We start from the raw sequence: 25,750 nt of genomic DNA on the forward strand, positions 1-25,750 counted from the left end.
TGCCATGACCAAAATATCAAAAAATCATTTTCATTCAAATTTAATCAATTAACCAATCATTTTCTTCCATTAAAACAAGCATTGACTTACAATTAACATAATGCTTACATAGTGGTAAGGCGGCATGACCAATTTACATAGAGACAAAAAATGAGCAAACAGCTACATCTGGACGAAATGAGACTCTTTCCAGCAGAGAGTAATGCGAGAGAAATTTGTAAACGCTTGTATAGCGAAGTTAAAGGCTTACCAATTATCAGCCCACACGGCCACACGGATCCTAGTTGGTTTGCAAACAACGATAATTTCGAAAATGCGACGTCTCTTTTACTCACCCCCGACCACTATGTACTTAGAATGTTATATAGCCAAGGTATTAGCATGCAGCAACTTGGCATTAAAAGCGCATTGGGGGGTAATTACGAACAAGACCCACGCAAAGTATGGCGGCTTTTTGCAAACAACTATCACCTTTTTAGAGGTACGCCTTCGAGGCTTTGGTTAGATTATGTTTTTGCGAAGGTGTTCGGTTTCACAGAACGTTTAGATGCATCTACTGCGGATTTATATTTTGACAGAATCAACCAACAACTAAGTCAAGACGCATTTAAGCCTAGAGCTTTATTTGAGCGTTACAACATAGAAGTTATCTCGACTACAGAGTCGCCCCTAGATGACTTACGGCACCATCAAAAAATACTTAAATCTGATTGGCAAGGACGCGTGATATCGGCATTTAGGCCCGATCCCGTTGTTGATCCGGATTTTGAGGGTTTTAACGCCAATATCGATAAATTAGCCCAGATGACGGGTGAGCACTGCGGAGATTTTGATAGTTATATCAAGGCTTTACTTATTCGTAGAGCATACTTCATAAGCACGGGGGTAACTGCCAGCGACCATGGACACCCAAGCGCAGCAACAGCAGATTTGTCACCTAGCGAATGCGCTAATTTATATCTGGTAGTACGAAGTGGACACCATAGCGCCGAACAAGCAGAACTATTTCGGGCACAGATGCTCACAGAAATGGCCAAAATGAGCATAAAGGATGGTCTGATTATGCAAATTCATCCTGGGTCATTCCGAAATCACAACCCAAATTTATTTGAGCATTTTGGGCGTGATAAGGGAGCAGATATTCCCATGCAAATTGAGTTCGTTAACGCACTCAAGCCACTATTGGATAAGTATGGGAATCACCCACAACTCAGCATTATTCTTTTTACGCTTGATGAAACAGTTTACAGCCGAGAGCTGGCGCCGTTAGCAGGACACTACCCTGCGATTAAACTCGGGCCGTCATGGTGGTTTCACGACAGTCCTGAAGGCATGAGACGCTTTAGACAGCAGGTCACAGAAACCGCAGGCTTCTATAATACTGTTGGCTTTAATGATGACACCAGAGCATTTTTGTCGATCCCTGCCCGTCACGATGTGGCGCGGAGAATGGATTGTAACTTCTTATCTCAATTAGTTGCAGAGCATCGCTTAGATGAGGATGAAGCATTCGAATTAGCTCATGATTTGAGCTATGGATTAGCCAAAAAGGCCTACAAATTATGAGTAAAGCCCTCGACGACCAACAGTCATCAAAAATGGCTTCTCTACCAAGGCTGAATAAGCAAAGTGTAGCGCTATGTCAAACATTTAAAGGTGAGCACACGCCTACAAGACTGGACACATCCGTGTCACCAAAAGTGGTTCACTTAGGCATCGGTGCATTTCATCGTGCACATCAGGCTGTATTCACGCAAGATGCTAATGCAGCTCAGCAAACAGGCTCAAAAAACGCAAACGAGCAATGGCGCATAATAGGTGTAAGCTTGCGCAGTAATAGTGTTGCCAAACAACTGAATCCACAAGATGGCTTGTACACAGTTGTTGAAAAAGGAACATCGACTCAGTTAAAACTAATCAATGTTATTGATCGGGTTTTGGTTGCGCCTGAATCAACAGATGCCGTGTTAACTGAATTATCTTGTTCAAACACTCATGTAGTCACACTTACTATTACCGAAAAAGGTTATTGCCACGACCCCGCGAATGGCACGCTCAACCTAACACATCCTGACATCCAATATGATTTAGTCAACTTAACAAGACCGAAGACGGCGATTGGCTTTTTAGTAAAAGCCATTCAAAACCGAATTGACCAAGGCAGAGCACCACTTAGCATACTTAGTTGCGACAATTTACCAAATAATGGTGAATTACTTAAACGCGTAGTTCTTGCGTTTGCGACTCAAGTAGATCCGGAACTTGCACAGCGAATCTGCGACGACTATTCGTTTATCTCAACCATGGTAGATAGAATCGTGCCTGCTACATCTGATGACGATTTACATGAGTTCTCGACCATGACCGGCTTGAGCGACCATGGGCTTGTGACAACTGAACCCTTTAAGCAGTGGGTGATAGAAGACAAATTTGTAGGCCGTCGTCCTGCATGGGACCTAGCAGGAGCATTGCTTGTCGAAGATGTCCATGCTTTTGAAACCATGAAGCTTCGCTTGCTCAATGGAAGCCATTCGTCTATTGCATACTTGGGATATCTAGCCGGTAAACGTTATGTTTCTGATGTCATGCAGGATGCAAATTTGGCTGCGCTTATTAAGCGTATTATGATTCAAGAAATACTCCCAAGCGTAGATGTGCCTAGCGGCATCCAAATACAAAAATACTGCGAGCAATTGTTAGCACGTTTCAACAATGTTCATTTAAAGCATCAAACTTATCAAATCGCAATGGATGGCTCTCAAAAGCTTCCACAAAGACTTGTCAGAGTAATTGAATATCACCTCCAAACCACACCTAATCAATCTGAGCATTGCAAGGCCATATGTTTGGTTTTCGCAGCTTGGTGTCATTATGTATCAGGTATCGACCTGCAAGGAGACCCGTTCGATGTGCAAGACCCTTACGCTGAAACCTTAAAGGAAATCCACATCAAATTTACAGGTGATGCAAGGTCTTTAGTCGTCGCACTGCTTCGTTTTGAACCTATTTTCGGACAGGTGTTTTTAAACCAAGAAGTGTTGATTGATTTGATAAGTGAGCAGTACCAAATGTTACAAACGACCAAAAGTATTCCAAAAACCATTAATGCTTTTTGTTTAAACACCGCAGTAAACATTCATAAGGATGTATGTAAAGATGAATAATTACCTAAAAGGCCCACTATTGCTATTCATGCTGATAGTGTTAAGCGCTTGTTCGCAACAATCCCCGCAAGTATCGATAAAGCTAGGGCATGGTTTAGATACTCAACACCCCGTTCACTTAGGTATGCAGTTCATGGCTGATGAGCTAGCTAAATCATCTAATGGCACGATGAAAATTGATATCTATCCTAACCAACAATTAGGAAGCGAACGACAAACATTAGAGTTACTTCAGATAGGCAGTGTAGGAATGACCAAAGTGTCAGCCGCTGTGCTAGAAAACTTTGCACCAAATGTAAAAGTTGTGAGTCTTCCTTATATTTTCTCAAGCAAAGCACACTCACATGCTGTGATGGATAGTGATATTGGACGAGATTTACTTACTGAAAGCGAGCAATTTTGGCTTCGAGGGTTAACTTTTTACGATGCTGGGAGTAGAAGCTACTACAGTAACGACAAGCCTATTAACACACCGGATGACCTGAAAGGTCTGAAGATTCGTGTTCAACCCAGTGTAACCGCAATGAGCATGGTCTCAGCGATGGGGGGAGCTCCAACCCCAATCGCATGGGGTGAATTATATACAGCTCTGCAACAAGGCGTTGTTGATGGTGCCGAAAATAACCCTCCCAGTTTTTATTACTCACGCCATTACGAAGTTTCGAAGTTCTATTCTATAAATGAACACACCTCAGTACCCGATGTACTTATGATTTCAACACACCTATGGAATCGACTAAATGAACAACAACAAGCTTGGTTACAGGCTGCCGCCGATGCTTCATCTGTCCATCAACGCAAATTATGGGCAGAAGCAGAAGAAGAAGCATTAAACGCCGTTAAAGCCGCGGGAGTGAAGGTTATTTACCCAGATAAAAAGCCTTTTGCAGACGCTGTACAAGCAATGTTTGAAGAGTATAAATCTTCGCCAGAAGTTTATGATTATATCAAACGCATAAAAGCCATGGACGTCACACAATGAACAATCTAGCTCAAACCGAAAACTACCTTTCACAAAAGGTTAGACGCATGCTCGATAACCTTCTTGAGCCAGCGTTAGTCATTATAATCAGTGTGTTAGTCGTTGCTGTTTTGTGGCAAGTATTTAGCCGTTATGTGTTACAAGCTCCGAGTACGGTAACAGATGAACTGGCCCGATTCTTATTGATTTGGCTAACCTTACTCGGCGCCGCCTGGGTAGTTGGGCAAAAAGGACACCTAGCGATTGATTTATTAAGTGACCAATTAAGCCCCCCAAAAGCAATTTTCTTGTCTCGTTTATTGTTACTACTGATGGCTATTTTCGCCATTGGCGTTTTAATTATTGGCGGTTTAAACCTCGTTCAAATAACCCTGACCCTAGAACAAACATCTACCGTACTTCAGCTACCCATGGGCTACATCTATTTGGCTTTGCCGGTTAGCGGCATTTTTATCGTTGCATATTGCGTATGCCTAGCATTAGCCCCAATGGATGAACAAACACAAAAGGAGATTCAATAATGGCCATCACTGAAGTATTAGTATTAGTAATTAGCTTCATTATTTTACTCGGGATTGGACTTCCCATTGCGTTTAGCATCGCTATCTCTGCAACGATCACTTTATTAGTCAGCGTGCCTGCAATGGCTACCCTAACCACCGTTGCTCAGCGTATGGCAACCGGCTTAGATAGTTTCACTTTATTGGCCATCCCGTTTTTCATTCTCGCTGGTCAACTTATGAACAGTGGGGGTATTGCACGTCGACTCATCGATTTCGCACGAGCTTTAGTAGGCGCGCTTCCAGGAGGTCTAGCGTTTGTAAATATCGTGGCAAATATGATGTTTGGTGCGATATCAGGTTCGGCGGTTGCATCAGCCTCTGCTATTGGTGGTGCAATGGGGCCTAGAATGGAAAAAGAAGGCTACGATAAAAGCTATTCGGCAGCAGTTAATATAAGCTCAGCAACCACAGGTCTAATTATCCCACCAAGCAACACTTTGATTGTGTTCTCATTGGCCTCGGGTGGCGTTTCTATTGCTGCGCTATTTATGGCTGGCTACTTACCAGGCTTGTTAATCGGTGCATTACTCATGCTGACCGCCGGTATCATGGCTAAGAAACGAAATTATCCTCGTGGTGAAAAAGCAAGCTTTAACGAAATAGTCAGAACATTTGTATCGGCATTACCTAGCTTATTGATGTTAGTGGTTGTGATTGGTGGCATTGTCAATGGATTATTTACCGCCACAGAGGCATCCGCCATTGCCGTTTTGTATGCAGCCGTATTGGTTTTCATCTATAAAGAGGTTGCAATAGCGCAAATCCGTCCACTACTTTTGGATACCATTAAAACAACCTGTATCGTGTTATTCCTTGTCGCGACTTCAATCAGCCTAAGTTGGGTGATGGCATATGAAAATATCCCTCAAACCATCACTACGGTGTTGCTATCCATCAGTGACAATCCAATCATTATTTTACTAATAATCAACATAGTTCTACTCTGCGTAGGTATTTTCATGGACATGACACCTGCGGTGTTAATCTTTACACCTATATTCTTGCCCGTAGTAGCCGCGACTGGCATGGATCCAGTTCATTTTGGAATTATGATGATACTTAATCTGTGTATTGGCCTTTGCACACCGCCTGTTGGCTCAGTGCTCTTCGTGGGCTGTAGTGTCGCTAAAATCAAGATTCAATCTGTTATTAGGCCTTTACTACCTTTATTTTTAACCATGCTAGTCGGCTTAATGCTAGTTGCATTTGTCCCACAAATAAGTTTGTTCTTACCGCGATTATTGGGGTTGATGTAAACATCACCCCGCGCCGGTTGCGCGCAGCTAGAGCGGTTTGATACTTATCATTCGAAACTCAGTCGGATGACTTTCTGCTTGAATAGCGATATGCCCCTTGTTCAAATAAAACACACCCGAAGATTGATCAAGTTGCATACTATCAATTATCTTCTCGGCGGCACTGTCAGAGGTATCAACGATTAATTGGTCATATTCAAAAACCAAATCACCATTTATAAAATGCTCAACTCTTCCAGACTCAAATACTTTAGCTTCGAAGGTTACCCATTGGTCTCCGTGAAAGGTCGCACTGGATGAACTGATGCAGTGCTTTTTTATTAATTTTCCATTTTGAATAATATGCGTCAGCGGCGTACACACATTGCCTGTAGTACGAGGTACTTCACCATTTCCTCCAAGTAATTGAGCCTCAACTGACATTGGAAATGCTTGGTCTAGTTGCATGCTAGTAGCAGACTGTGAATGCAGCATTAGACCATTATTTCGGTAAGCCCATGACAATGCCGGATCATCTGTGACTTGCTCTCCAACAAAGCGATATTCAACTTTTAGATGGTAATTTTGATAAGGTACATTCGTAATTAGGTGCCCAAAGGGACTGCCCATAAAGTCTTCATATCGCTCATAATCGACAATCAGCTTTTGGTCTTCAACCCGAAAAGTATTTAAGTAGTTTATACCAGCCTCATGACCTGCGAATTTAGGTGTCCATCCAGATAAATCCTTGCCATTAAATATAGCTCGCCATTGGTTGCGCTCACCACTACTTTTTGACGCTTCAACACTGGGCTGTGGTTTACTTTTTTGTTTACCGATGCCGCTATCAACAATCACCACACAAGACGGCAATAAAAGTATTCCAATCAAGCACACACTCAAACTTCGCGTTTTCAAAATCATCCCTTCCTATTTATTTTCTACGAGAGTGAGTAAATCACTAAATCTTGTTAGCCTTAAACTGCTTAACAGCATAATCTGCCGCGCGCGCAGACAGTGCCATATAAGTTAGCGAAGGATTTTGACAGCCCCCCGAAGTCATCGCTGCACCATCGGTAATAAACAAATTAGGGACGTCATGAGCTTGACTCCATTTATTTAACACTGAGGTTTTTGGATCTCGGCCCATTCGCGCTGTTCCCATTTCATGTATTCTATCACCGGGAGTAGAGACATTGATTGGCGCATCTGGACCTCTATTGATATTGATTGCGCCAAAAGACTTAAGCATTGCATAAGCTTCTTGTTGCGCCGCTTGCATCATTAATTCTTCATTCTTGCCCATCTTTGCAGAAATATGAGCAAGAGGGAGTCCCCACTTGTCTTTTTTAGTTTTGTGCAACGAGACATGATTATTGTAGTCGGGCAACACTTCACCAAAACTGTATAGATGCATTCTCCATGTACCTGGTTTCTGATTAGCAAGTTTAAACGCTTCACCCACACCCGCTCGCTCTCCTGACCATCCAACTCTATGACTGCCCCCCTGATAACCAAAACCGCGTTTAAACTCTCGCTGATCGTTGCCTATATTTGTAAATCTCGGTACATAAATACCCGACGGTCGGCGGCCGTGATAATAAATATTTGTATATCCAGCAATATCCCCAGTAGCATGACCACCGCTAACATGATCCATAAGGTTGTGACCCACATGCCCAGAGTCATTGGCAAGCCCATTAGGAAAGCGCTTTGATTTAGACTGTAATAATATCATGGCTGTTGCGATAGTAGATGCATTTAAAAATACCAAGCGAGCCTTATACCTTTTGACTTCATTCGTGTTGGCATCGATGACTTTAACGCCTTGAATACGATTGTTAAGCTCATCATAATCTAAGGAGTGAACGATTGCATTGTGAACCACAGTGCAGCGTCCTGTGCGCATTGCCGCGGGTAGCGTTGCAGATAATGACGAAAAGTACGCACCAAAACTGCAGCCCTTAGCGCAGCGATTTCGCACTTGGCACTGCCCTCTACCTAATGACATTTGTTCTTTAGTTGGTTTCGTTAAATGGGCAACGCGCGCGGGTATTACTTTTCGCCCCTTAAAATGCTGCTCAACTTTCTTTTTAAAGTCCTTTTCAACACACGTTAAGTCAAAAGGAGGCTGAAAAACGCTGTCCGGTAAATGCGGAATGTTTTCTTGTGTGCCAGCGATACCGGCAAAGGTTTCAACGTAGTCATACCAAGGCGCTAAATCTTCATAGCGTATTGGCCAATCAACTCCGTGACCATCTTCTAGATTAGCGGTAAAGTCTTGCGGCCCTAAGCGATAAGATTGCCTCCACCACATAAGTGAGCGGCCGCCAGTGTGGTAACCTCTGACCCATGCATAAGGCTTGTCTTTTGGCGTTGAGTATGGATGTTCACTGTCTTTCACCCAAAAATGCTTATTACTCTCATGCATTGCATAACCTGCGTGACGACTTTGAATCGGGTAGTCTTTTTGAAGTTCATCTTGATTGATCCAATCAAAATTAGGTCGTTGCCACGGTGCTTTAAAATCATCGTAATCTTTTGCATGTTCCAATTTAGGGCCGCGCTCTAGCACTAACACGTTCAGGCCCTTTTCAGCAAGCTCCTTTGCACTCCACCCACCACTAATTCCTGAACCTACAACAATGGCATCATATTCAGTCATCTTGCTTTCATTCCTTTGTCTTGTGTTTGCTCTAAGCCCATGTGCGCGTATTTTCTGTCATTGGTAAACAACCATCCCATTTACCCGGAATTAGTAAATAACGTAGCTCTTTGCTAGCGCCTACTTCTGTTGAATAGTATGTTCGGGTAACCATATGCTTTATCGACTTGTATGCTTCAAGGATTGTCTTGTTGGTCTTAGTTTCTTTGTCTTGTACGTTAACAAAGGCTAAGTTATCAATATGTTCGATGACGTTTGTTTTTTGAATTTTGGAAGTCGACGTAAACGAGGGAATTTGTTGGTTGAGATATTTGAGCAGTAACTTTAAGTGAGCTTTATGCTCGCCTTGAGTTTGCTTACTCGCCCAGCTTGAATAAAGAACGTCCATCAAAACAGGCACACCTGCTTCAATTGCACCCAATGTATCGGTTTTTGGGATAATTAGGTTGGCCAGATGCGTCAATATTTCAAACTCCGTTGGTGTATAAAACTGTAAATCTATAGATGGAATCGCTTGTTTGTGGCCAATGTTGTCCCCATTTGTGAGATCACTAGCAACAAAACGCATAATTGCTTTGGCCTGAACACTTGTGACAACAAACCCCATTGCCCCTAACATTCCAAACAGCACTTTTCGTCTACTAACAAACGTCTTTTTTCTAGCATCTTGATTGTTAATACCTAAACTCCTTTATTCCTGCGTTTTGTCGTAGTTATTCGCATGCAGTCTTACCATGCAGTCGTACTTAATATAACAATCGCTTTACATTTATCAATCTTATGCATTATCCACGCATATTTTTGATACTTCATCGATAAGAAATGAAATTTGAAGCAAATATTTACAAGGCAAAACCCGCCGTAAAACACTAAATGTTTATCTTATTGAAACTTACTTACTTTTTTAGTAATTAGTGTTTCAATTTTGCTCAATAAATGTCTAATATAGAGCAATAATAAACCTTATAATAATTACCCCATGAAAAAGTTTCTCGCGAGCATCCTTGTAGCGCTCTCTCTCTCTTCGCAAGCAGGCGTCATTCGACACGACGTGGACGATGCTTTGTATCGTGAATTGGCACAACAATCACAATTTCAGGCAGTCGGTGATTTATTATTTAATACCGGCGGAGCAGGGTCTAGCTTTAGTAGTCGCTGCTCCGGTACCTTAATTGCGCAAAATATGGTGCTCACTGCAGCACACTGTTTAGATAATGCGGATACAACAGTGACTCGCTTTGAAGTTGGTGGCGACTTTTACTTTGGTGAAGCATGGATGGTACACGAAAATTGGGTTCCAGATTCCAGTGTATTTCTTGGCTGGGACATTGCTTTGATGATGTTGTCAGAAAACGTATTTGGTGTCGATGTAGCCAATCTGTATGACACAGGTGGAGATGACACTGGAGAACAAGGTGAAGTCATTGGTACGCACGTAGGCTTCGGTGCAACCGGAAATGGTTTATTGGGTGCAACACAAGCGTCAGGAACAAAGCGTGCGGGAAACAACCAACTAGACGGTACCGGACTATTCGGTGAAGATCATGACCGCATAATTTATGACGATTTCGATGCTCCAGCAGGAACAGATCCAGCATTAGTAGATGGAAATGGTGATGGCACGGTAGGCGACGGACTATCTTTTATAGAAAACCCTATCGCAGCAATAACAACTCGGCCTTCAGGCACAGCACTGGACCTGGAATATACAATTGGCGGTGGTGATAGCGGCGGTGGCTTTTTTGTTGAGGAAAATGGAGAATGGTACGTTGCTGGCGTACATTCTTTCACTGTTGGGTTAGAGGGTCGTCCTGCTCCGTTTAATGGCAGTTACGGAGACTTTTCTGGTTCTACCCGAGTCAGCTCATTTCTGGATTGGATTGACACGACACAAACTACATTAAATAACCTTGCAAACCCGATTTCAGCGCCTAGTTCATTATTAATAAGTGCTGTCGGTATGTTTGGCCTGCTTACGCTTACACGACGAAAAGTAGCTGTTACGGCCAAGAATTAAATCGTCACAGAACACAATTTTAAAGCCCAGTGCTAATGTAATATTGGGCTTTTTTCGCACTGTTGATACGTCCTTCTTTTATATGCCATTCTTGTAAGTCACTGTCCAAATTCTTTTTGTACAACTTGGTCAAAAACCCCAAATCTTACTGTGCAATTATACATGCCGAAATGCAACCAACTGTCCGCCACAATTTTGCTACCAGACGGTGTTTGTGAGTCTGTAAAACGAATAAACCTGTAGGTATTTAGCAAGCCAATTACACGTATTTTGCTTACCCCAACGTGAACATTATTACACAAGTAAATGACATCTTTTCGAGCTTCTGTCCACATTAGCGTCAACAAAATAAGTGACAAAATTGCTAAAGCAGAGGCAATGTCAGTAAAAATAGAACGCTTCAATAAACTCAAATTTGGACTTTGTTTTTTGTTTAATTCCAACACTGTAAAATCAAGAGGGGTTGGATGCAAGCAGATCATAACGCCTCTTTCTGATCCCCACTAGTGCAAGTCACTAATTTGCAAAAGCCTGATTGGGTATCAGTGCTCCTGCAAATTTCGATAGGCTGTAGGGCTATGGCCGACTACTTTTTTAAATGCAGTATTGAAAGTAGATTTAGAATTAAAGCCAACATCGTAAGCTATACTTGTGACTAATTTGTCGCTCTCTTTTAACGCCAATTTTGCTGCTTCGACGCGATAACCATTAACAAATTGGAAGAAATTAGTATGTAGATATTGAGAGAAAGTTTCAGAAATATGATTTTCAGATTCAGAAACCGCCTCTGACAGCTTATTGAGTGACAAGTTGTCTAGTAAAAATAACTTATCTTGAGTCATTGCCCGCTCTAGTTTTTCTGCAATTCGCTGCATTTTTTCAGTGCTAAGCAGCCCAGCCTTGGGAACAGTTGTGCATGGTTGCCCTTTGTCAGTCGCTTCAAGCACTTTCTGGCTAAGTGCTTTTTGAATAAATGAAGCCAGCGCAATTACTTCAAAAGTTGGCAACACCACTCCTGAACCAAACCATCGCCAACCAATTGCTCCTAGCAAAAACTCTGCTGCATACATAAGCCATACAGCCCCCCAAACAAACAACATCGGCCTAAACCAATCCAATGAACGCTGCTCAATTTCTGAGAAACGTTCCATCAGTTGCTTGCGGTGTAAAAGGTGCAACTTAGACGCAAAAAATAAAAACATTATTGTATACACCACAAAGACAATAGTAGCGAAAAAGCAAGTATACAAGGCTATTTCCCATAGCTTTGGATCGCGGGTTGCCGGATTTGCTAGCGCCAATTTATCAGCAGCACTGATCATAAAAATAAAGGGTAACATGGCCAGTAATACGATAATCGGACCCGATACAGTCAAAGTGACAATTCTTTTATCGATTGCCTTGTTTGAAGACATACAAGCATGAGCATAAAAAAACAAGGCGGGCCCCAGTAAAACTCTAAACGGTAGATGCGCACCTGCAAGTTCCGGCGCATATGTGTATGCACCCGTAAATATAAAAAGCTCACCGGCTAAATGCACTAGCAGTAGTAACAACAAAGCTTTAAGACAAACATTTTGTCTTTCGCTACCCCGTCCGAGCACTTCTAATAGTGCAAGCACTGTCATGCCCACCATGCAGGAATATATAACTGTTGGAAAAACGTTAACCACTAAAAAGCCAATACAAAGTTTAGATGACCATTGGGAGTATAGGGAGAATGAAAGCTCTTTACTACTTCCTTAACAGCTGTTGTTCGGTTTATTTATAAACACTCGGGTTGATAGGGTAATATTGATTTCGTGTTTGAAAAACGATTGCTTGAGTAAACAGACAGGCAAAGAGATTCATGTAGCTTTGGTTTAGCTGAAACATATCAACTAGCAGGACAATAACTACAAAACAACTGTAGGCTGTGTGTGATGATATAAGATGTTGGAGCTTATCAGATATTTTCAATGCTCTTTCTTGCTGATCAATAAAGTGGTCTTTTTTATGCCCGTATACTAGCTTCCAGATTAAGCTGCTTATATAAAGAATCACTGCGCTGCTGAGCGCGATTAAGTACAAGATTTTATGCTCTCCTTGCATTGCAAAGAAGTGCATGTATGCAGCCAAAGTAACCGTGACAGCGTACATGACTATTCCCACCACGACTCTATGAATTGAAATATAGTCAGTTAGACGGTTGACATGTAATTGGGCCTTGCGAACCTTTTCGGGGTAACGCGTAGATAGGATTTGACTATTCTGATTGCACCAGTAGGCAGAGATAAACAACGGGACAAGTTGAGTTAACCCGATCATAAGCATCCAATCCGCTAGCACTTCTTGCGCTTTACCCACAAAGTTCAAAACAATAAGGATTGTTAGGCCAATCGCAAACGCCAAGTAATCAAGCCATTTTCGAACGATTAGACGTTGATGTTCGGTTTGTTCATCTTGCGCATATAGATTTGTAAACACCGCTTGCGGGTAGTTGGTTAATAACACCTTTCGACGCTTTCGCCATGCTCTGGAAATAAAGATTGAAATAAAAAATAGCTGAAATAGAAAAGCGAGGTTAATCAGCAATAAAGGGGGAGCATTTAAAAAGTTCACTAGACTATTTCCCTCTATTTCATGGATGTCGTAAAGGCATTGCGTATTTCAGAATCAGTGAGCCCAAGATCGCGAAGCTGCTTAACACTAGTTGCAATAACAGCAAGTGCTGTTGCATTTAGGTCTGTTTCACAGTGTTCTTGTGCCTGCTCGTGAATGAAAGTCCCCCGGTACCCTTTACCAATGATTACACTGTCTCTTTCCAACAATTTGTATGCCTTAGACACAGTGTTGGGATTGATACCGAGTTCATTTGCCAGTTTGCGAATAGAGGGTAGAGGCATGCCAGGCTTTAGATTTTTCCTTGCGACTCCTTGTTTAATCTGATCCACCAATTGAGTAAAAATGGGTATATCACTCTCTATATCTATTTTGATATTCATACCAAATTTAGTCTCTTTTATTCTGACGCGACCGCTTATTGAACGAATTATACAATAAACCAATCCACTTGTACCACTTGACTTGATAGTACAAATAAAATAATTTGTACCACTCACCTTACTAGTGCATCAATAAACACAGAAAAAATTATCAACTTTGGCATTCCAAGGAATCAGTATGAGCCTTAAACAAGTCTTTTTTGTAGTCGTTGCGCTTATTTACACAGCGTATTCTTCAGCAGCATCCTTGGATGACACTGATCGGATAATCCATGACTATGTGGAGCGCGGTTGGTTTTCAGGAAATATTTTGATTGCAAAAAGCGGCGAACAATTATCGATACGTTCTTTTGGTTTTGCCAATATCGCAGATAATATACCCAACAACCCCAGTATCCGTTTCAATATTGGCTCAATCGCGAAACACTACACAGCAGTTCTAGTCTTGCAAATGATCGAGCAAGGAAACCTGTCCTACGAAACTACTCTCTCAGCATTTGATTTGGGCTTAGACGATGCCATTGCGACAAATAGTTCTTTGCACCGTGAAGAAAGCAGCCCTGACTAATCAGAGCGTTAGGGCTGGCGAATATTAAACGAGACTTTGCTGAAATCTATAAGACCAAAGGGTATAAGGGTTTCCTGGGCCGACCTTTGAACGAGACAGGCTTGCAACTGGCAAAAAGTGGTGCCAAAAAAGAAGCACTTGAGGTTATCAGTACACTTAGCCACTTTTATCCTAAAGCTCCACAGGCATACGATAGCTTGGCTTATGTACATTATTTGCTTGGAGATAAACATTCCGCGCAAACAGCGTTTAACAGGGCTAAAACACTCTCTGAAACGTTTGACAGTGATTATCATGAGTCAAATTATAAGATGTAGAGCCGAACATGAAATTCACCACGACGCAGTCTTTAGATAGGCTGCGTCCCACTGGGCGAACGAGTACTTAAACGTTTGTGTTGGTCAATAGACCATTGCTATATGGACAATGCCAAAGCTCGATACAATGAAAAAGCTGTTTGTAAGCGCTCGGACACCCCATGAATAGCCTGCGTATGAGATATTGAATTTTTCGGTAAAGACGACGACTAGGCCTATTAAGCCAAACCATGGTGTGAAGAGAAAATAAATATTCTGATAAAATAGCGATATAGCAAGGTCATGCAGTGAACCGCTAATCACAAACGTGACAAGAACGGCAATCCACGTCGGGGCGAATGCTTTCACGGGTTTCATGACAAGTCTCGAAAGATAAAAACCCCAGATAGGATTCCAATAATTCCAGAACTTAGCAAAAGAGCCTGCACCAAAAGAACGATGCAGCATGTTTCTCAAAGAATGCTGCGCACCAAGAGGGACACCATTTCTTATTTTGACGTATTCTGATAACGAGGCTCTTTTGCGCATATCACCAATATTCTCTTACTAACGAAATCTTACTCTCTTTGAATCCAAATAAAGCAAACTTCACGTGGTCTTTCTCCCATTTACCTTCCTCTGAATATATACCGTAGGTATATTCAACTGCCGCATGATTCTTTCCATAAATGATTTTTAATATCCTTCCATCCATTCTACGTCTTTCTTGGTAAAATCCCTTTTCGAGTTGACGAGCAAACGCATCCCGCCACGATACCTTAGTAAAGTTTGCTCCATATTCTTCATGCTCATATTTTATATCATCATGGAGTTGAGATAGAAATACGTCGATGTCATCTATTGTAGAACCAAGAACAAAAATTTTGACAATATTGTCTAGATAATTTTCGACTAGATCTTTCTTGCAATCATTGCTACATGAGTCGTCTTGCGCATTAGCCGAGAACGAAAGAAATGCAAGAATCAAAATGGTGTTGAGTATTTTCATGTGTATCCTAAATTGTGTTTTCTATGTTTTTTCTTTGGTAAAGCTATTCAAAGTAAGCTTTTGATAGGTGGTTTTTGAATAATTTCATGACCGTAGGAATTATCTATAGCGCAAAGCCAAATCCCATCATTTGATTTTTTAAAGACGTAGGTCGCTTTGCGCTCAACAGCTTGAAAATCTGGACCAGAAACGACCGTGTTTGCCAATACCAGTGCAGTGTCGCCTGCCTTTAAGACTTCTAACCCGTTTTGTACCACTTTCAATCCGTTATCAAAAAATTCGCTTATTTTCATAAAGGCATTTCGAATTTGCTCTTTGCCAACTGCATTGCGCATAGGTTCAATAACCAAGACCGCATCATCGGTATAGACTGACATCAACGCATCATAGTCTCTTGCCATTATTGCGTTGTCAGCAATCTCAATCTGTCGTTCGATTATGTTTTTACTCACTTGCATATCCTCCTATATTTTGTTGTAAATAACGGGCATTTTACCTTTCCACTTGTGCCACAAGGCTTCGTCGGTCACTAGTTTGGACATAAAGTTGGCGACATTTATTCTGCTCGTTTTTCCAGAGTTAAATATTGAATTTCGCGACGGAGAATCACAAACATCGAATGGACTTTCATACTTTTCATCAAAAAGTGCGTCAGGGCGCACTATTACCCATTCGATACTTCTGTTTTTCGTCGCTTGGCAATGAAGAAGTTCAGCTGCTTTTTCGTTGTCTAAATGCGGCGGTACAAATGTGCGTAAAACGCTCACTACCAAACGCTCTGATAAAGGTGGAACTTCAGATATATGGGCGTTTGTTACCGCAGCGCTACTCATCAATATCAGCTTTTTTAAAGCTTTAGGCTTAGTGTCTTTTATTGTATTGACAATATTTTGCATGACATCGTGAACAAGAAGTCTCGGTGAGCCAAATACACCTGCCAGCGTCATGTTATGGCCCAAGCAACTGACGATCGCATCATTCTCATCAATACAATTTGAATAAAAAGACATTGGCTCATTAGTAATATCTGCTTCCAACACAACTAGATTTGCTTCATCGGGAACATGTTTAGAAAAAGAGACTGAATTTCTTACTACCGCAGTCACTATTATTTGCCTATCCAGTAGCGTTTTGACTACTTGTTTACCTGTGGATCCACTGGCTCCAAATACCAATACTTTGTTCATAATTCCTCTACCTTAAGACTTCATTTCAGTGCTGTACTATTTTGCAGCGAATATCCACGTTTTTATTTTTTCCAAAAGCACTGGGGATAAGGTTTCCTCTATATGCTGATATTCACTCATTGCGCCTGTTTCAGAACGTTGAAAAAGATGATTGTGGCCTTCTAAAATAATGGACTGAGAATGCTGATGTCCGTTTTTTAATGTCTGTTGCATCAATTCATAATGTTCAGATGCACTTACCTGAACATCTTTTTCACCAAACAAGGCCAAAACAGGTATATCTAAATTCGCTAAATACACACTCGGTTTATGTGTTAGAAAAGTTTTGTACCAATTCCCTGTCAGCATTTTTATTCTCTGTTCAGGCAACGTCCCTCCACCTAGTCGCTTAATTTGTTGCTTTACATCTTGCGATAGTGAGTCCCATTTTTTCGAATAGGCTGCTAAAAGCTTCGCCCTTAACTCCGTATAAGGTGTGCTAGTATTTTCGAGCACAGTTTTGTTTAATTCAGTGGTAATTTCACTACCCGCCTTAGCGGCCTCTTGAGTTAATCCATTTGAAAGTAATATTTTTTTCATCTGATTTTCAGATACAAACTGCCCGCTTTGACTCGGTCCTGCCATCAGAACAATAAAATCCACATTTGCGTTGTTATTTGCCGTTACCGGAGCAATCAAACCACCTTCGCTATGACCAATAATCCCAAATATATTGCCATTGAGCTCTGGAACAGACTTTAGGAAATCAACTCCAGCACTGACATCTTCTGAAAAGTCATAACTCGTTGAGTTTTCAAATACGCCTTGTGATTTACCAACCCCTCTATCATCGAAACGCAGCACTGCGATACTGTTACTAGACAAAAAATCAGCTAGGACCCAGAAAGTCTTGTGCCCCATAAATAATTGATTACGGTCTTGAGGTCCTGAACCGGAAACCAATATAACTGCCGCTATTGGCTTCTTGGGCAAGGTGAGTGTCCCTGACAGTTCAATTCCATCCTTTGAGTTAAGAAAACTAACTTCTTTACTGACATAATCAAACGGCGGCGTTGGCTCTTGTGGCCTATATAGTTTTTTTACTGGCTGTGATGCTTTGGTAGTTGTGGCCTGATTGGACTGCTTTGTCATCGTAAGCGCCAATAATTGACCACTTTGTTTCCAAGTGCCAACTAGACTGCCCCCTTCTTTAATTGATTCATATCGCGCGCCCGCGACTGCAATATCAAATACTACCTGGTTGCCACTGACAGAAACTGATTCAATGGGAATATCTTTAGCACCTTGCATAGGACTATCCATGGTTGCTTTGAGTTGGTTATCACTAACAGTAATATTGAATACTACAGGTACCAACTGAGTTCCAATTTCAATGTTCCCTTCCCATTTCCCCTTTAACCCCTCTGCAATTGAAGGAAAAGACAATAAGAAATTACACACTAATAGAAGTGCTAGTGCATTTCTTAAGACTCTCATGACTATTCTCCTGCTGTTTCGCTCGATCCGCGCAAACACTTTGTGTCATTGCATAGAGTATTGTTGTCTTGCCTCTTCAAACGCAAAAATATGGCAAACATAATAGCGATTAATCCCTGGGTCTGTGCTTCTGGTGTCGCATCCTTCAATAAGTACGCAAGTAAAAACATCGCTCCTCCAATGACTAAATCCGCGAATACTATTCTTTGAGGTTTGTTTATTTTCATTTTGATTTGCTCCTTTATATTTCACATAACTTGTACCACTTGAACTAACAGTACAATAAGCCGATAATAGCTCACATGTACTACAAATACAAGTAGCACATATAAGTTGTTTGTTTTTAAGCATTCTTGCGACAATTTATCTACCGCTAATACACCGACATTTTTTCGTAATTAACATCCTAAATATGTCACTTTTATTTTTGTACCACTTCGCATACAATTAATTTAAGAAATTTTTTTCAAGTAAATTTATGCAAACTAATACGACAACATCAAAAGGGCGTGGGCGTCCCAGAGGGTTTGATAAAAAACTAGCATTGGATGGCGCTGTCGCTCTATTTATGAGCAAAGGTTATTCAGCTACGTCCCTTGACGAACTCTCTGATGCGATGGGAATAAAAAGACCCAGTATGTACAATGCATTTGGGAATAAAGAAGCAATTTTTACTCAGTGTGTTGAGCATTATTTCGAAACGATTTCAACACCGCTCGCCCAAGCGCTGAAATATGAATCTTTGCAGGAAGCATTTATACGCTTCTTCAATTGTTTATTGGACTTCTATTGCGAGGACAACCTAGGTTGCATGGCAACAAGCACTATGCCTGCTGAAGCTGCTGAAAACAGAACGGTCAACAGTTTTTATAACGCTATCATTTGCAAAATTGATGCTCTTCTTCAAGACCGACTTGAAACTGCTAAAGTAAGTGATAATAGCGACTTAAGAGCACAACTCTTGCAGGGGTTGATGCAAACGCTAAGTCTACGTACAAGAGCTGGAGCAAAAAGGTCAGAGTTAGAAAAACTCTACCGTTTTGGTTTAACAAAGATTCTCGATTAACTTGCAAGTTAAACTTGCTCTTGGGCACTACGAGTTAAGAAAAAAGTATTTTTAGACAATAGGCTTAATATTACTATGACAACTCCAATCATTATTCTCGTTTTACTAACATTACCACTGGCCTTAGCGTTTCTGATAGCTAAATTCAATGGTTCCGAACTGACTGTTAGAAAGTATGCATGCTGGGGCTTGGGTGTGGCATTTATTTTTTTCTCAATTGGTCACGCGGTTAAAGCTGAAGGGATGGTTCATATGCTTCCATCTTGGGTGCCATACCGACTCCTAATAATCTACGCTACAGGTGTGTTGGAACTGGTCGTCGGTATTGCCCTTTTTATACCCAAATTCCAAAATTCTGCAGCAAAATCTGCCATTGTTATTTTCGTTGTTTTCTTTCCTGCAAATATCTACGCTGCATTAAATGCAACTGGTCTAGGCGGACACCTGTGGGGTGCAAGTTATTTACTTATTCGAACACCTTTGCAGCTTTTATTGATTGCATGGGCTTACTTTCTTTGCATTAAAAATTCTGACGCATCAGGACCTGTTGATATTGAGCACTCATCAAAAGATTTCAACGGGTAAAGATTAATATAGAGATTGTGGAGACAGGTTAAGCATTTCATAGAAGCTCCACATAATTCGATTTTTCGGGAATATAATCAACACTAAATAATTGGTCGAATAATGAAAAAGATAGCAGTCTTCGGTAAACCAGCGAACGGCAAATCAACATTCAGTCGTCGTTTAGCTTTGGCAACAGGCATTCAGTTATACCCTCTCGATTCCATATTGTATAAAGATAATGGTGAAGAAATAGACCGAAAAGACTATGAAACCAAGCACGCTCATATTATGTCTTCTGAGGAATGGATCATCGAAGGTTTTGGACCGCTAAATGCGTTGAGTTCATTCTATCAACGCATTGATGCCGCCGATACGCTTGTATATATAGACTTACCCTATTCGCTTACTTACTGGCTTGTCGCAAAACGTTTTTTTATGGGTTTTCACAAGCGACCGGAAGGGTGGCCCAAACACAGTTCAATATTGAATGGGACCGTTAATACAATTAAAACACTTCGACTTTGTCCAAAGTTCTGGAATGACAAATTTTTACTTTCTATAGAAGCTTTGAAGAATGAAAAAAGTGTGTATATTGTTCGCTCACTTGCAGACTTAAATAGTCTCGTAGAAAACATGTGTAGTGAAAACTGAGATGGCTCAAATTGAGTATTCTTTTGAACTGCGATACAACTGAAAGCGCCCGTTTAACCCCTTTCACCAAGTTACACATACGTTTTTAAATCTATGCACTATGCAATTTGTGGCAGAGTTAAATGGCAGAGACGAGTTTTTAAAATGCTAAAAACGACAGAGCCCACTGCGCTAGTGGGCTCCATTATTATCTGGCGGAGAGAGAGGGATTCTCCCCGAGGTTCTTTTTGACACACAACCTATTGATTTATATAGGTAAGATATCATAACTCTGTTTTTGTGGCAAAGTTTCGTGGTAAAGTTTTTTATTGATAAAAGAGTGTCTAGTTTGCATTCCTTAAAAAAAATTTATCTTTTAGGTCGTTTCAAAAAAAATCGGTTACATTAATGAGTAGAGAAATCTTATGAGTGGATTTCACCTCAACCAAGGAAGGACGTCATGACTAATTATTCTACATCTGAAGATCCGGGAAAGTTTGCATTATGGGTAAAGGAGAAGATGCCAGACTTAGCGTATATGTTTGATTTTGAGAAACAAGAGCGCATTGACGAGAATGTCGAGGATTATTTCACCTTGGCTTCCCATCGAGAACATCTTCGCGGAAATTTTATCTTGTCGATATGGGATCAAGACAATCGTTTTCAATTTGATTTCGTTGATGCGGCAAGAACATTAAACCAGCAAGACATGACTATTATTGCTGATTGGCTTAACAGCCCTATTTGGCCGTAAACTTAAACTACTAAAGCTGACTATTAAATGGCGATGCCAGCCTTAAAAAGGGCTGGCCTGACCTACACATTTATTAACCATTTAAATACATCTCCGCCATATCATCTAACTTAGCTTTTACTTCTTTCCAATTGGGCATTACTTGGGTTAACAAGCGCCAAAACTTATCGCTGTGGTTGTGCTCCGCGATATGGCAAAGTTCATGAAGGATTACATAGTCAACGCATTCCATTGGAGCCTTCACCAAGTGTGGGTTAAGCATTAAGTTGCCCTTTACTGAGCAGCTTCCCCATTGTTTTTTCATTGCCATTACACGAAAAGAAGGAATGCCTGTTACCCAAGTAGCTTGTGGAAGCAATTCGGCTAGCCTTTCATGAAATATTGCCTTAGCTTTTGTCTGATACCATTGGCCTACAAGATATTTTACTTTTGTTTGTTGTTGGTTATTATTTAATTCAGATGCGTGCATTAGCGTTACCTGCAACTTGCCCCGACTTAGCTTTACATTACTTACTTGTTCAGCATCAATTACCACTTTTAGTACGTAGCGTTTACCCAAATAAAACTGGGTTTCACCACTAACATATCGCCTTGGTAACACTGTATCTTTTTGTTTTGAAAAGTCTTCGATGCTTTGCCATACCCATCGCGCTCTTTTCAGCATTGCCGCTTGAATGGCGTCTTCAGTTGCATCAAATGGAACAGTAGCGACGACACGTTGATCTGGATGTACTTTAATTACAACCTTGCGAGCTGTTTTTTTAAGAGCGTCATCAGGTTTATGTTTTCGAATCACATCATAAAGTATGGTGTGATGGCCATAAACAAAAGCACCTTGCTCATTGTTTGAGGTGCTCTCTTCGTTTTGTGTGATAGCTGCTGCAACAGATTGCTTGCTCACCTATATCAACCTCTCGCCAAACCTAAGCGGGTGATCTTGAGCACTTCTTCAATTATTTTTTGAGCGCTTTCAAGCCCAAGCTCACCAAACAACATCGGCAACAACTTCATGTGTATGGCGTTTTCGATTTCCGTAGGGTTAATTGAATACTCAGCAACCGCATCATTCACAACAGCATCAATATTAAAAGCAAGAGACACCAGCTTGTCGTTGTCTAGTGTCTTTTCAGTTAAGAAATCACTGTCAAACAAATGCTTGAACAAGCCAAAATAGGCTTGGGCATGTTTATTTAACTTGCCAGCTTCATCTAAAAAGTCATTAGGAATATCAGCTACTTTGCGGTCTTTCACTTCCTGCTCAAAGTCAGCAAACAGGATGTATTGCTTAACAGGCGCATCAAACATAGCCTTTGCATCTTCAATCGCCTTTTTCAACATCTTAGAAAAATACTCTTGGGCATAAGGATCATCAGCTAAGTCTTGCTCAATCATCTTAGTGATTCGACCTGTGATTTTATCGGTTTGGTTACGAGCTTCGTCATCGCTCATATCCTGTGGCTTAACGTCTTTTCCTAAGTTGCCGACTAAATACGCACCATCTGGCTCTTTTACTTCAATGCCAGCAATATGCTTATCAAGTAAACTGCGAATATCTTCAGCGTATTCATCATAATTAATAGTTTCGTCAGCATCTTCACGCACTTGTTTACGCAAATCGACAAAGGCTTTTAGGTCACGTTTGTACCAGTCACGTTTGTTATCGAATGACTTATCTTCAAAGTAGGTTGCAGATTGCAATGCTACTTTCATACAGTTTGAAAATGCTGTCAGTGCTGAGTAGAAGTCATCACGCTTTTTAAGATTTGTATCAACAAGCTTGCCATCGACATCTTGCACCTTAGGTGCTAACGCTTGGCGAAGCGCTGGGCCATCTTGCTTGTTTTTAACACCATCAAATATTGCCCATAAATCGCTGTGCAGCCCCGGAAGCTTTTTGTATTCCGTATCCATGCGATTATACAAACCTTTCAAATCGTCAATATCAAAGCCGCCTTGGGTACGTTCTGCAAGGTCTTGATACTTTTCAATGGTAGTATCAAGCTCTTTTAATATTCCACGATAGTCAATTAAGTAACCAAACTGCTTTTTACTATGTAATCGGTTAACACGGGCAATTGCTTGTATTAGGTTGTGCTCTTTTAGAGGCTTATCGATATAAAGCACAGTGTTCTTTGGCTCATCAAAGCCTGTTAGGAGCTTATCAACTACGATCATGATGTCGGGGCCATCATCTCTACCAAAGTCTTCAATAATGGCTTTGGTGTAGGCTTTTTCGTCCATTTTATTAACGTTAGCCTTCCACCAATTTTGTACAATGTCTTTGCTTTCCTGATCGACAGCTTCATGACCCTCACGAGTATCTGGAGCCGACATCGCAACAACCGATGTTACCGTGCCTATTTTATCCAATGCCTTCTTATAACGAATAGCAGAGGCTTTGGAGTCACAGGCTAACTGGCCCTTTAATCCTTGCTGTTTAAAATTTTGGAAGTGGTCGGCAATATCGTATGCAATTAAATCAATTCTGCCTTCGGTTTGGTATATCTGTCCTTTCTGCGAAAACTTCTTTTTTAAATCCGCTTTCTGTTTGTCAGTTAATTTACTAGTGCTGCGTTCAAACCAAGCATCAATAGCTTTGTCGTTAACATTCAGTTCTGGAATGCGCTCTTCATACAACAGTGGGGTAACGGTTTTATCTTCAACCGCTTGCTGCATGGTGTAAGAATGAATGATCTTACCGAATTTATTTTCGGTCTTATCGTCTTTCAATAGTGGCGTACCCGTAAAAGCAATATAGGCCGCTTTAGGCAATGTCTGCTGCATGCGTACATTATTCTCACCGTTTTGGCTTCTGTGACCTTCATCGACTAAAACAACAATATTCGGACTGTCGTTGTAGCAGTCTTTTTGCTTAATGGCAGAACCAAACTTATTAATTATCGAGAAGATAACTCGCTCATTACCTTTACCAATTTGCTCAGCTAAACGCTTACCAGTTGTCGCCATTGCATCTTTTTTATCGCGGTCGGTTAATACACCGCCAGAGGCAAAAGTGCGGCTTAATTGATCTTCTAAGTCCACACGGTCAGTCACAATGATCACTCGACATTGCGCTAACTCTTCAAGCCAGATCAACGCTTTTGATAAGAACACCATAGTAAATGACTTACCGCTGCCTGTGGTGTGCCAAATAACACCACCTTCACGAGCACCTGAATCATCAAACGTGTTAATGCGTTCAATAAGCGCCTTAATGCCAAATACCTGCTGGTAGCGAGCAACTATCTTACCTGCTTTTTTATCAAACAAGGTAAACAGGCGAGTCATATCCAATAAGCGTTCTGGGCGCAGCAAGCTGATAACAAGCCTATCTTGATCGGTAACAGTTAAGCCACCTGCTGCAACCAGTGATAGGTAATCATCTTTCGCTTTGGTGGGGCGATGGTTAAACAGCACATTTAATTGTTCATCGCTCAACTTGTGATTTTTTAACCTGACAAATTCTGCTTCGGGTATTTGTTCTTCCTTCCACTTCGCCCAAAACTTTTCAGGGGTGCCGCATGTAGCATATAAACCTTCATGCCCATTTACCGCTAACAGCAGTTGGCTATAGGCATATAAGTGAGGGATTTCAGCCTGACCTTGATTACGAATGTGCTGAGAAATTGCCTCAACGTTGGTCGATTTACCTTCTTTATTAGAATCTGGGCGTTTCGCCTCTATCACTACTAGCGGCAAACCATTCACAAAACACACAATATCAGGGATTCGATTACCAGTGCCTTCGGCATTTTGAACCACCAACTCTTCGGTATAGTGGAATTGGTTGTTATCGATATTGTGCCAGTCAATCAACTTAATGGTAGGTGAGGCTTTTTTGCCATCAATGAATTCAGTGACACTAACGCCATACATTAAGGCATTATAGATTTTCTCATTGGCCGCTTTTAAACCAAGGTTCATGGCTGGGTTTAGCTCATGCATGACTTTATCAATGGCAGCTTCTGATAACGAGTGCTGCTTACCAGCATACGAAAACGTCTGTTTCGCTAAAAAGACACGCATAACAGGTAATAAAATAACCTGATGGGTGCTTTTATTTTCACTTGCTAGAGTGTTACCACGCAGCGCTTCGCATTCACTGGGTGGAATGAAAGTGTAGCCTAGGTTGGTTAAGAGAGTCAGAGCTGGTAGCTTAGAGCTATACTCTTCTCTAAAGCTCGCTATTCCTTGCATAATCAGAAAATACCTACTTTATGTTTCATTAATTTGGCGCTTTTGCTCAATATTGTGAACCTTTGTTCAAACTCTGAACTTGATTGTTCGTTAACCAATATAGATCGAAAGCCCTGTTGTGATAGCTCATTTACAACCTCTGCCGCTGGATGACCATAGTTATTCTTGGTTCCATAAGATATAGGGCAAAAAATATGAGGCCAAAAATCACTTAGTGATTGAATTGAAAAATTATGCTTTGAACCATGATGAGGAATTTGAATTGTGCCGACATTTAAGCCTAGGTCTGAATACACAATACCTAGGTCAATTTTATTCAAATCGCAATCACCTGTAAATATACAACCAACTTTATAAATACAGTGCTGAGGCCACGTACAATCATCATAA

General features: G+C 41.1%; 27 protein-coding genes and 1 pseudogene. 12 read left to right on the plus strand and 16 right to left on the minus strand.

What is annotated here, in order from left to right; translation table 11 throughout:
- Positions 1 to 150 precede the first annotated feature (150 nt).
- From uxaC to KUL10_RS16425, 5 genes are read left to right on the plus strand one after another with little or no spacing between them, the layout of a single operon-like run.
- Positions 151 to 1,566 (plus strand): glucuronate isomerase, encoded by a 1,416-nt coding sequence (gene uxaC, locus KUL10_RS16405; RefSeq protein ID WP_110430034.1) that lies wholly within the window; start codon positions 151 to 153, stop codon positions 1,564 to 1,566.
- A complete protein-coding gene (locus KUL10_RS16410) occupies positions 1,563 to 3,164 on the plus strand; it encodes a mannitol dehydrogenase family protein (RefSeq protein ID WP_110430035.1) in 1,602 nt (533 codons plus the stop codon). Before uxaC ends, KUL10_RS16410 begins: the two co-directional genes overlap by 4 nt.
- Positions 3,157 to 4,146: a TRAP transporter substrate-binding protein gene (locus KUL10_RS16415; protein ID WP_199509295.1), complete on the plus strand. Its 990-nt coding sequence runs from the start codon at positions 3,157 to 3,159 to the stop codon at positions 4,144 to 4,146. Before KUL10_RS16410 ends, KUL10_RS16415 begins: the two co-directional genes overlap by 8 nt.
- On the plus strand, positions 4,143 to 4,667 hold the full coding sequence (locus KUL10_RS16420; protein WP_199509297.1) for a TRAP transporter small permease: 525 nt from the start codon (positions 4,143 to 4,145) through the stop codon (positions 4,665 to 4,667). The genes KUL10_RS16415 and KUL10_RS16420 overlap by 4 nt, the downstream gene beginning before the upstream one ends.
- Complete coding sequence (locus tag KUL10_RS16425) at positions 4,667 to 5,965, plus strand: TRAP transporter large permease (RefSeq protein WP_110430037.1); 1,299 nt, start codon at positions 4,667 to 4,669, stop codon at positions 5,963 to 5,965. The genes KUL10_RS16420 and KUL10_RS16425 overlap by 1 nt, the downstream gene beginning before the upstream one ends.
- A 27-nt stretch (positions 5,966 to 5,992) precedes the next feature.
- Here KUL10_RS16425 and KUL10_RS16430 read toward each other — a convergent pair whose 3' ends face one another.
- From KUL10_RS16430 to KUL10_RS16440, 3 genes are read right to left on the minus strand one after another with little or no spacing between them, the layout of a single operon-like run.
- Positions 5,993 to 6,862 carry a DUF1080 domain-containing protein gene (locus tag KUL10_RS16430; protein ID WP_199509299.1) on the minus strand — a complete coding sequence of 290 codons (870 nt, stop codon included), beginning with the start codon at positions 6,860 to 6,862 and terminating at the stop codon, positions 5,993 to 5,995.
- Between the two features lie 43 nt (positions 6,863 to 6,905).
- Positions 6,906 to 8,609 (minus strand): GMC oxidoreductase, encoded by a 1,704-nt coding sequence (locus tag KUL10_RS16435; protein WP_110430039.1) that lies wholly within the window; start codon positions 8,607 to 8,609, stop codon positions 6,906 to 6,908.
- 31 nt (positions 8,610 to 8,640) lie between these two features.
- Positions 8,641 to 9,216 (minus strand): gluconate 2-dehydrogenase subunit 3 family protein, encoded by a 576-nt coding sequence (locus KUL10_RS16440; RefSeq protein ID WP_158525414.1) that lies wholly within the window; start codon positions 9,214 to 9,216, stop codon positions 8,641 to 8,643.
- A gap of 372 nt (positions 9,217 to 9,588) precedes the next feature.
- Here KUL10_RS16440 and KUL10_RS16445 point away from each other — a divergent pair, with 372 nt between their 5' ends.
- Positions 9,589 to 10,626 (plus strand): trypsin-like serine protease, encoded by a 1,038-nt coding sequence (locus KUL10_RS16445; RefSeq protein WP_110430041.1) that lies wholly within the window; start codon positions 9,589 to 9,591, stop codon positions 10,624 to 10,626.
- A 98-nt stretch (positions 10,627 to 10,724) separates the two neighbouring features.
- Here KUL10_RS16445 and KUL10_RS16450 read toward each other — a convergent pair whose 3' ends face one another.
- The 4 genes from KUL10_RS16450 to KUL10_RS16465 form a co-directional block, all read right to left on the minus strand.
- Positions 10,725 to 11,108 carry a hypothetical protein gene (locus KUL10_RS16450; RefSeq protein WP_110430042.1) on the minus strand — a complete coding sequence of 128 codons (384 nt, stop codon included), beginning with the start codon at positions 11,106 to 11,108 and terminating at the stop codon, positions 10,725 to 10,727.
- Positions 11,109 to 11,168: 60 nt separating this feature from the next.
- Positions 11,169 to 12,254, minus strand: a complete 1,086-nt coding sequence (locus tag KUL10_RS16455) for an AraC family transcriptional regulator (protein ID WP_233499867.1) — start codon at positions 12,252 to 12,254, stop codon at positions 11,169 to 11,171.
- A gap of 133 nt (positions 12,255 to 12,387) precedes the next feature.
- Positions 12,388 to 13,227 (minus strand): hypothetical protein, encoded by an 840-nt coding sequence (locus tag KUL10_RS16460; protein ID WP_110430044.1) that lies wholly within the window; start codon positions 13,225 to 13,227, stop codon positions 12,388 to 12,390.
- A gap of 14 nt (positions 13,228 to 13,241) precedes the next feature.
- Positions 13,242 to 13,610 carry a GntR family transcriptional regulator gene (locus tag KUL10_RS16465; protein WP_110430045.1) on the minus strand — a complete coding sequence of 123 codons (369 nt, stop codon included), beginning with the start codon at positions 13,608 to 13,610 and terminating at the stop codon, positions 13,242 to 13,244.
- A gap of 178 nt (positions 13,611 to 13,788) precedes the next feature.
- On the opposite strand from KUL10_RS16465, the gene KUL10_RS16470 reads away from it, so the two are divergent.
- Complete coding sequence (locus KUL10_RS16470) at positions 13,789 to 14,178, plus strand: serine hydrolase domain-containing protein (protein ID WP_110430046.1); 390 nt, start codon at positions 13,789 to 13,791, stop codon at positions 14,176 to 14,178.
- Positions 14,179 to 14,264: 86 nt separating this feature from the next.
- Positions 14,265 to 14,495 (plus strand): hypothetical protein, encoded by a 231-nt coding sequence (locus tag KUL10_RS16475; RefSeq protein ID WP_146216799.1) that lies wholly within the window; start codon positions 14,265 to 14,267, stop codon positions 14,493 to 14,495.
- A gap of 84 nt (positions 14,496 to 14,579) precedes the next feature.
- On the opposite strand, the gene KUL10_RS16480 is transcribed toward KUL10_RS16475, so the two are convergent.
- From KUL10_RS16480 to KUL10_RS16505, 6 genes are read right to left on the minus strand one after another with little or no spacing between them, the layout of a single operon-like run.
- Complete coding sequence (locus KUL10_RS16480; protein ID WP_110430048.1) at positions 14,580 to 15,023, minus strand: acyltransferase; 444 nt, start codon at positions 15,021 to 15,023, stop codon at positions 14,580 to 14,582.
- Position 15,024: 1 nt separating this feature from the next.
- The gene (locus tag KUL10_RS16485; protein WP_110430049.1) at positions 15,025 to 15,483 is read right to left on the minus strand and encodes a hypothetical protein; all 459 of its coding nucleotides are present in this window, start codon (positions 15,481 to 15,483) and stop codon (positions 15,025 to 15,027) included.
- A 47-nt stretch (positions 15,484 to 15,530) separates the two neighbouring features.
- Positions 15,531 to 15,935, minus strand: coding sequence for a DUF4440 domain-containing protein (locus KUL10_RS16490; protein WP_110430064.1), 405 nt, complete (start codon positions 15,933 to 15,935; stop codon positions 15,531 to 15,533).
- A gap of 12 nt (positions 15,936 to 15,947) precedes the next feature.
- A complete protein-coding gene (locus KUL10_RS16495) occupies positions 15,948 to 16,670 on the minus strand; it encodes an NAD(P)-dependent oxidoreductase (RefSeq protein WP_110430050.1) in 723 nt (240 codons plus the stop codon).
- A gap of 36 nt (positions 16,671 to 16,706) precedes the next feature.
- Positions 16,707 to 18,146 (minus strand): S9 family peptidase, encoded by a 1,440-nt coding sequence (locus tag KUL10_RS16500; RefSeq protein WP_110430051.1) that lies wholly within the window; start codon positions 18,144 to 18,146, stop codon positions 16,707 to 16,709.
- Between the two features lie 2 nt (positions 18,147 to 18,148).
- A complete protein-coding gene (locus KUL10_RS16505) occupies positions 18,149 to 18,373 on the minus strand; it encodes a hypothetical protein (RefSeq protein WP_110430052.1) in 225 nt (74 codons plus the stop codon).
- 251 nt (positions 18,374 to 18,624) lie between these two features.
- Between KUL10_RS16505 and KUL10_RS16510 the strand changes: the two genes are divergently transcribed.
- The 4 genes from KUL10_RS16510 to KUL10_RS16525 all read left to right on the plus strand — a co-directional run bounded on the left by KUL10_RS16510 (position 18,625) and on the right by KUL10_RS16525 (position 21,163).
- On the plus strand, positions 18,625 to 19,212 hold the full coding sequence (locus KUL10_RS16510) for a TetR/AcrR family transcriptional regulator (protein WP_110430053.1): 588 nt from the start codon (positions 18,625 to 18,627) through the stop codon (positions 19,210 to 19,212).
- Between the two features lie 75 nt (positions 19,213 to 19,287).
- Complete coding sequence (locus KUL10_RS16515) at positions 19,288 to 19,797, plus strand: hypothetical protein (protein ID WP_110430054.1); 510 nt, start codon at positions 19,288 to 19,290, stop codon at positions 19,795 to 19,797.
- Between the two features lie 102 nt (positions 19,798 to 19,899).
- Complete coding sequence (locus KUL10_RS16520; RefSeq protein ID WP_110430055.1) at positions 19,900 to 20,430, plus strand: adenylate kinase; 531 nt, start codon at positions 19,900 to 19,902, stop codon at positions 20,428 to 20,430.
- A 439-nt stretch (positions 20,431 to 20,869) separates the two neighbouring features.
- Positions 20,870 to 21,163, plus strand: coding sequence for a hypothetical protein (locus KUL10_RS16525; RefSeq protein WP_110430056.1), 294 nt, complete (start codon positions 20,870 to 20,872; stop codon positions 21,161 to 21,163).
- A gap of 73 nt (positions 21,164 to 21,236) precedes the next feature.
- Here the strand turns inward: KUL10_RS16525 and KUL10_RS16530 are convergent, their stop codons facing one another.
- From KUL10_RS16530 to KUL10_RS16540, 3 genes and pseudogenes are all read right to left on the minus strand, one after another.
- On the minus strand, positions 21,237 to 22,064 hold the full coding sequence (locus KUL10_RS16530; protein WP_110430057.1) for a M48 family metallopeptidase: 828 nt from the start codon (positions 22,062 to 22,064) through the stop codon (positions 21,237 to 21,239).
- 5 nt (positions 22,065 to 22,069) lie between these two features.
- Positions 22,070 to 25,360, minus strand: a complete 3,291-nt coding sequence (locus tag KUL10_RS16535; protein WP_110430058.1) for a type I restriction endonuclease subunit R — start codon at positions 25,358 to 25,360, stop codon at positions 22,070 to 22,072.
- Positions 25,361 to 25,362: 2 nt separating this feature from the next.
- Positions 25,363 to 25,750 (minus strand): annotated as a pseudogene (locus KUL10_RS16540) (hypothetical protein); the annotation flags it as partial.

The sequence above is a fragment of the Glaciecola sp. KUL10 genome (assembly GCF_003203515.1).
GTDB lineage: Bacteria > Pseudomonadota > Gammaproteobacteria > Enterobacterales > Alteromonadaceae > Glaciecola.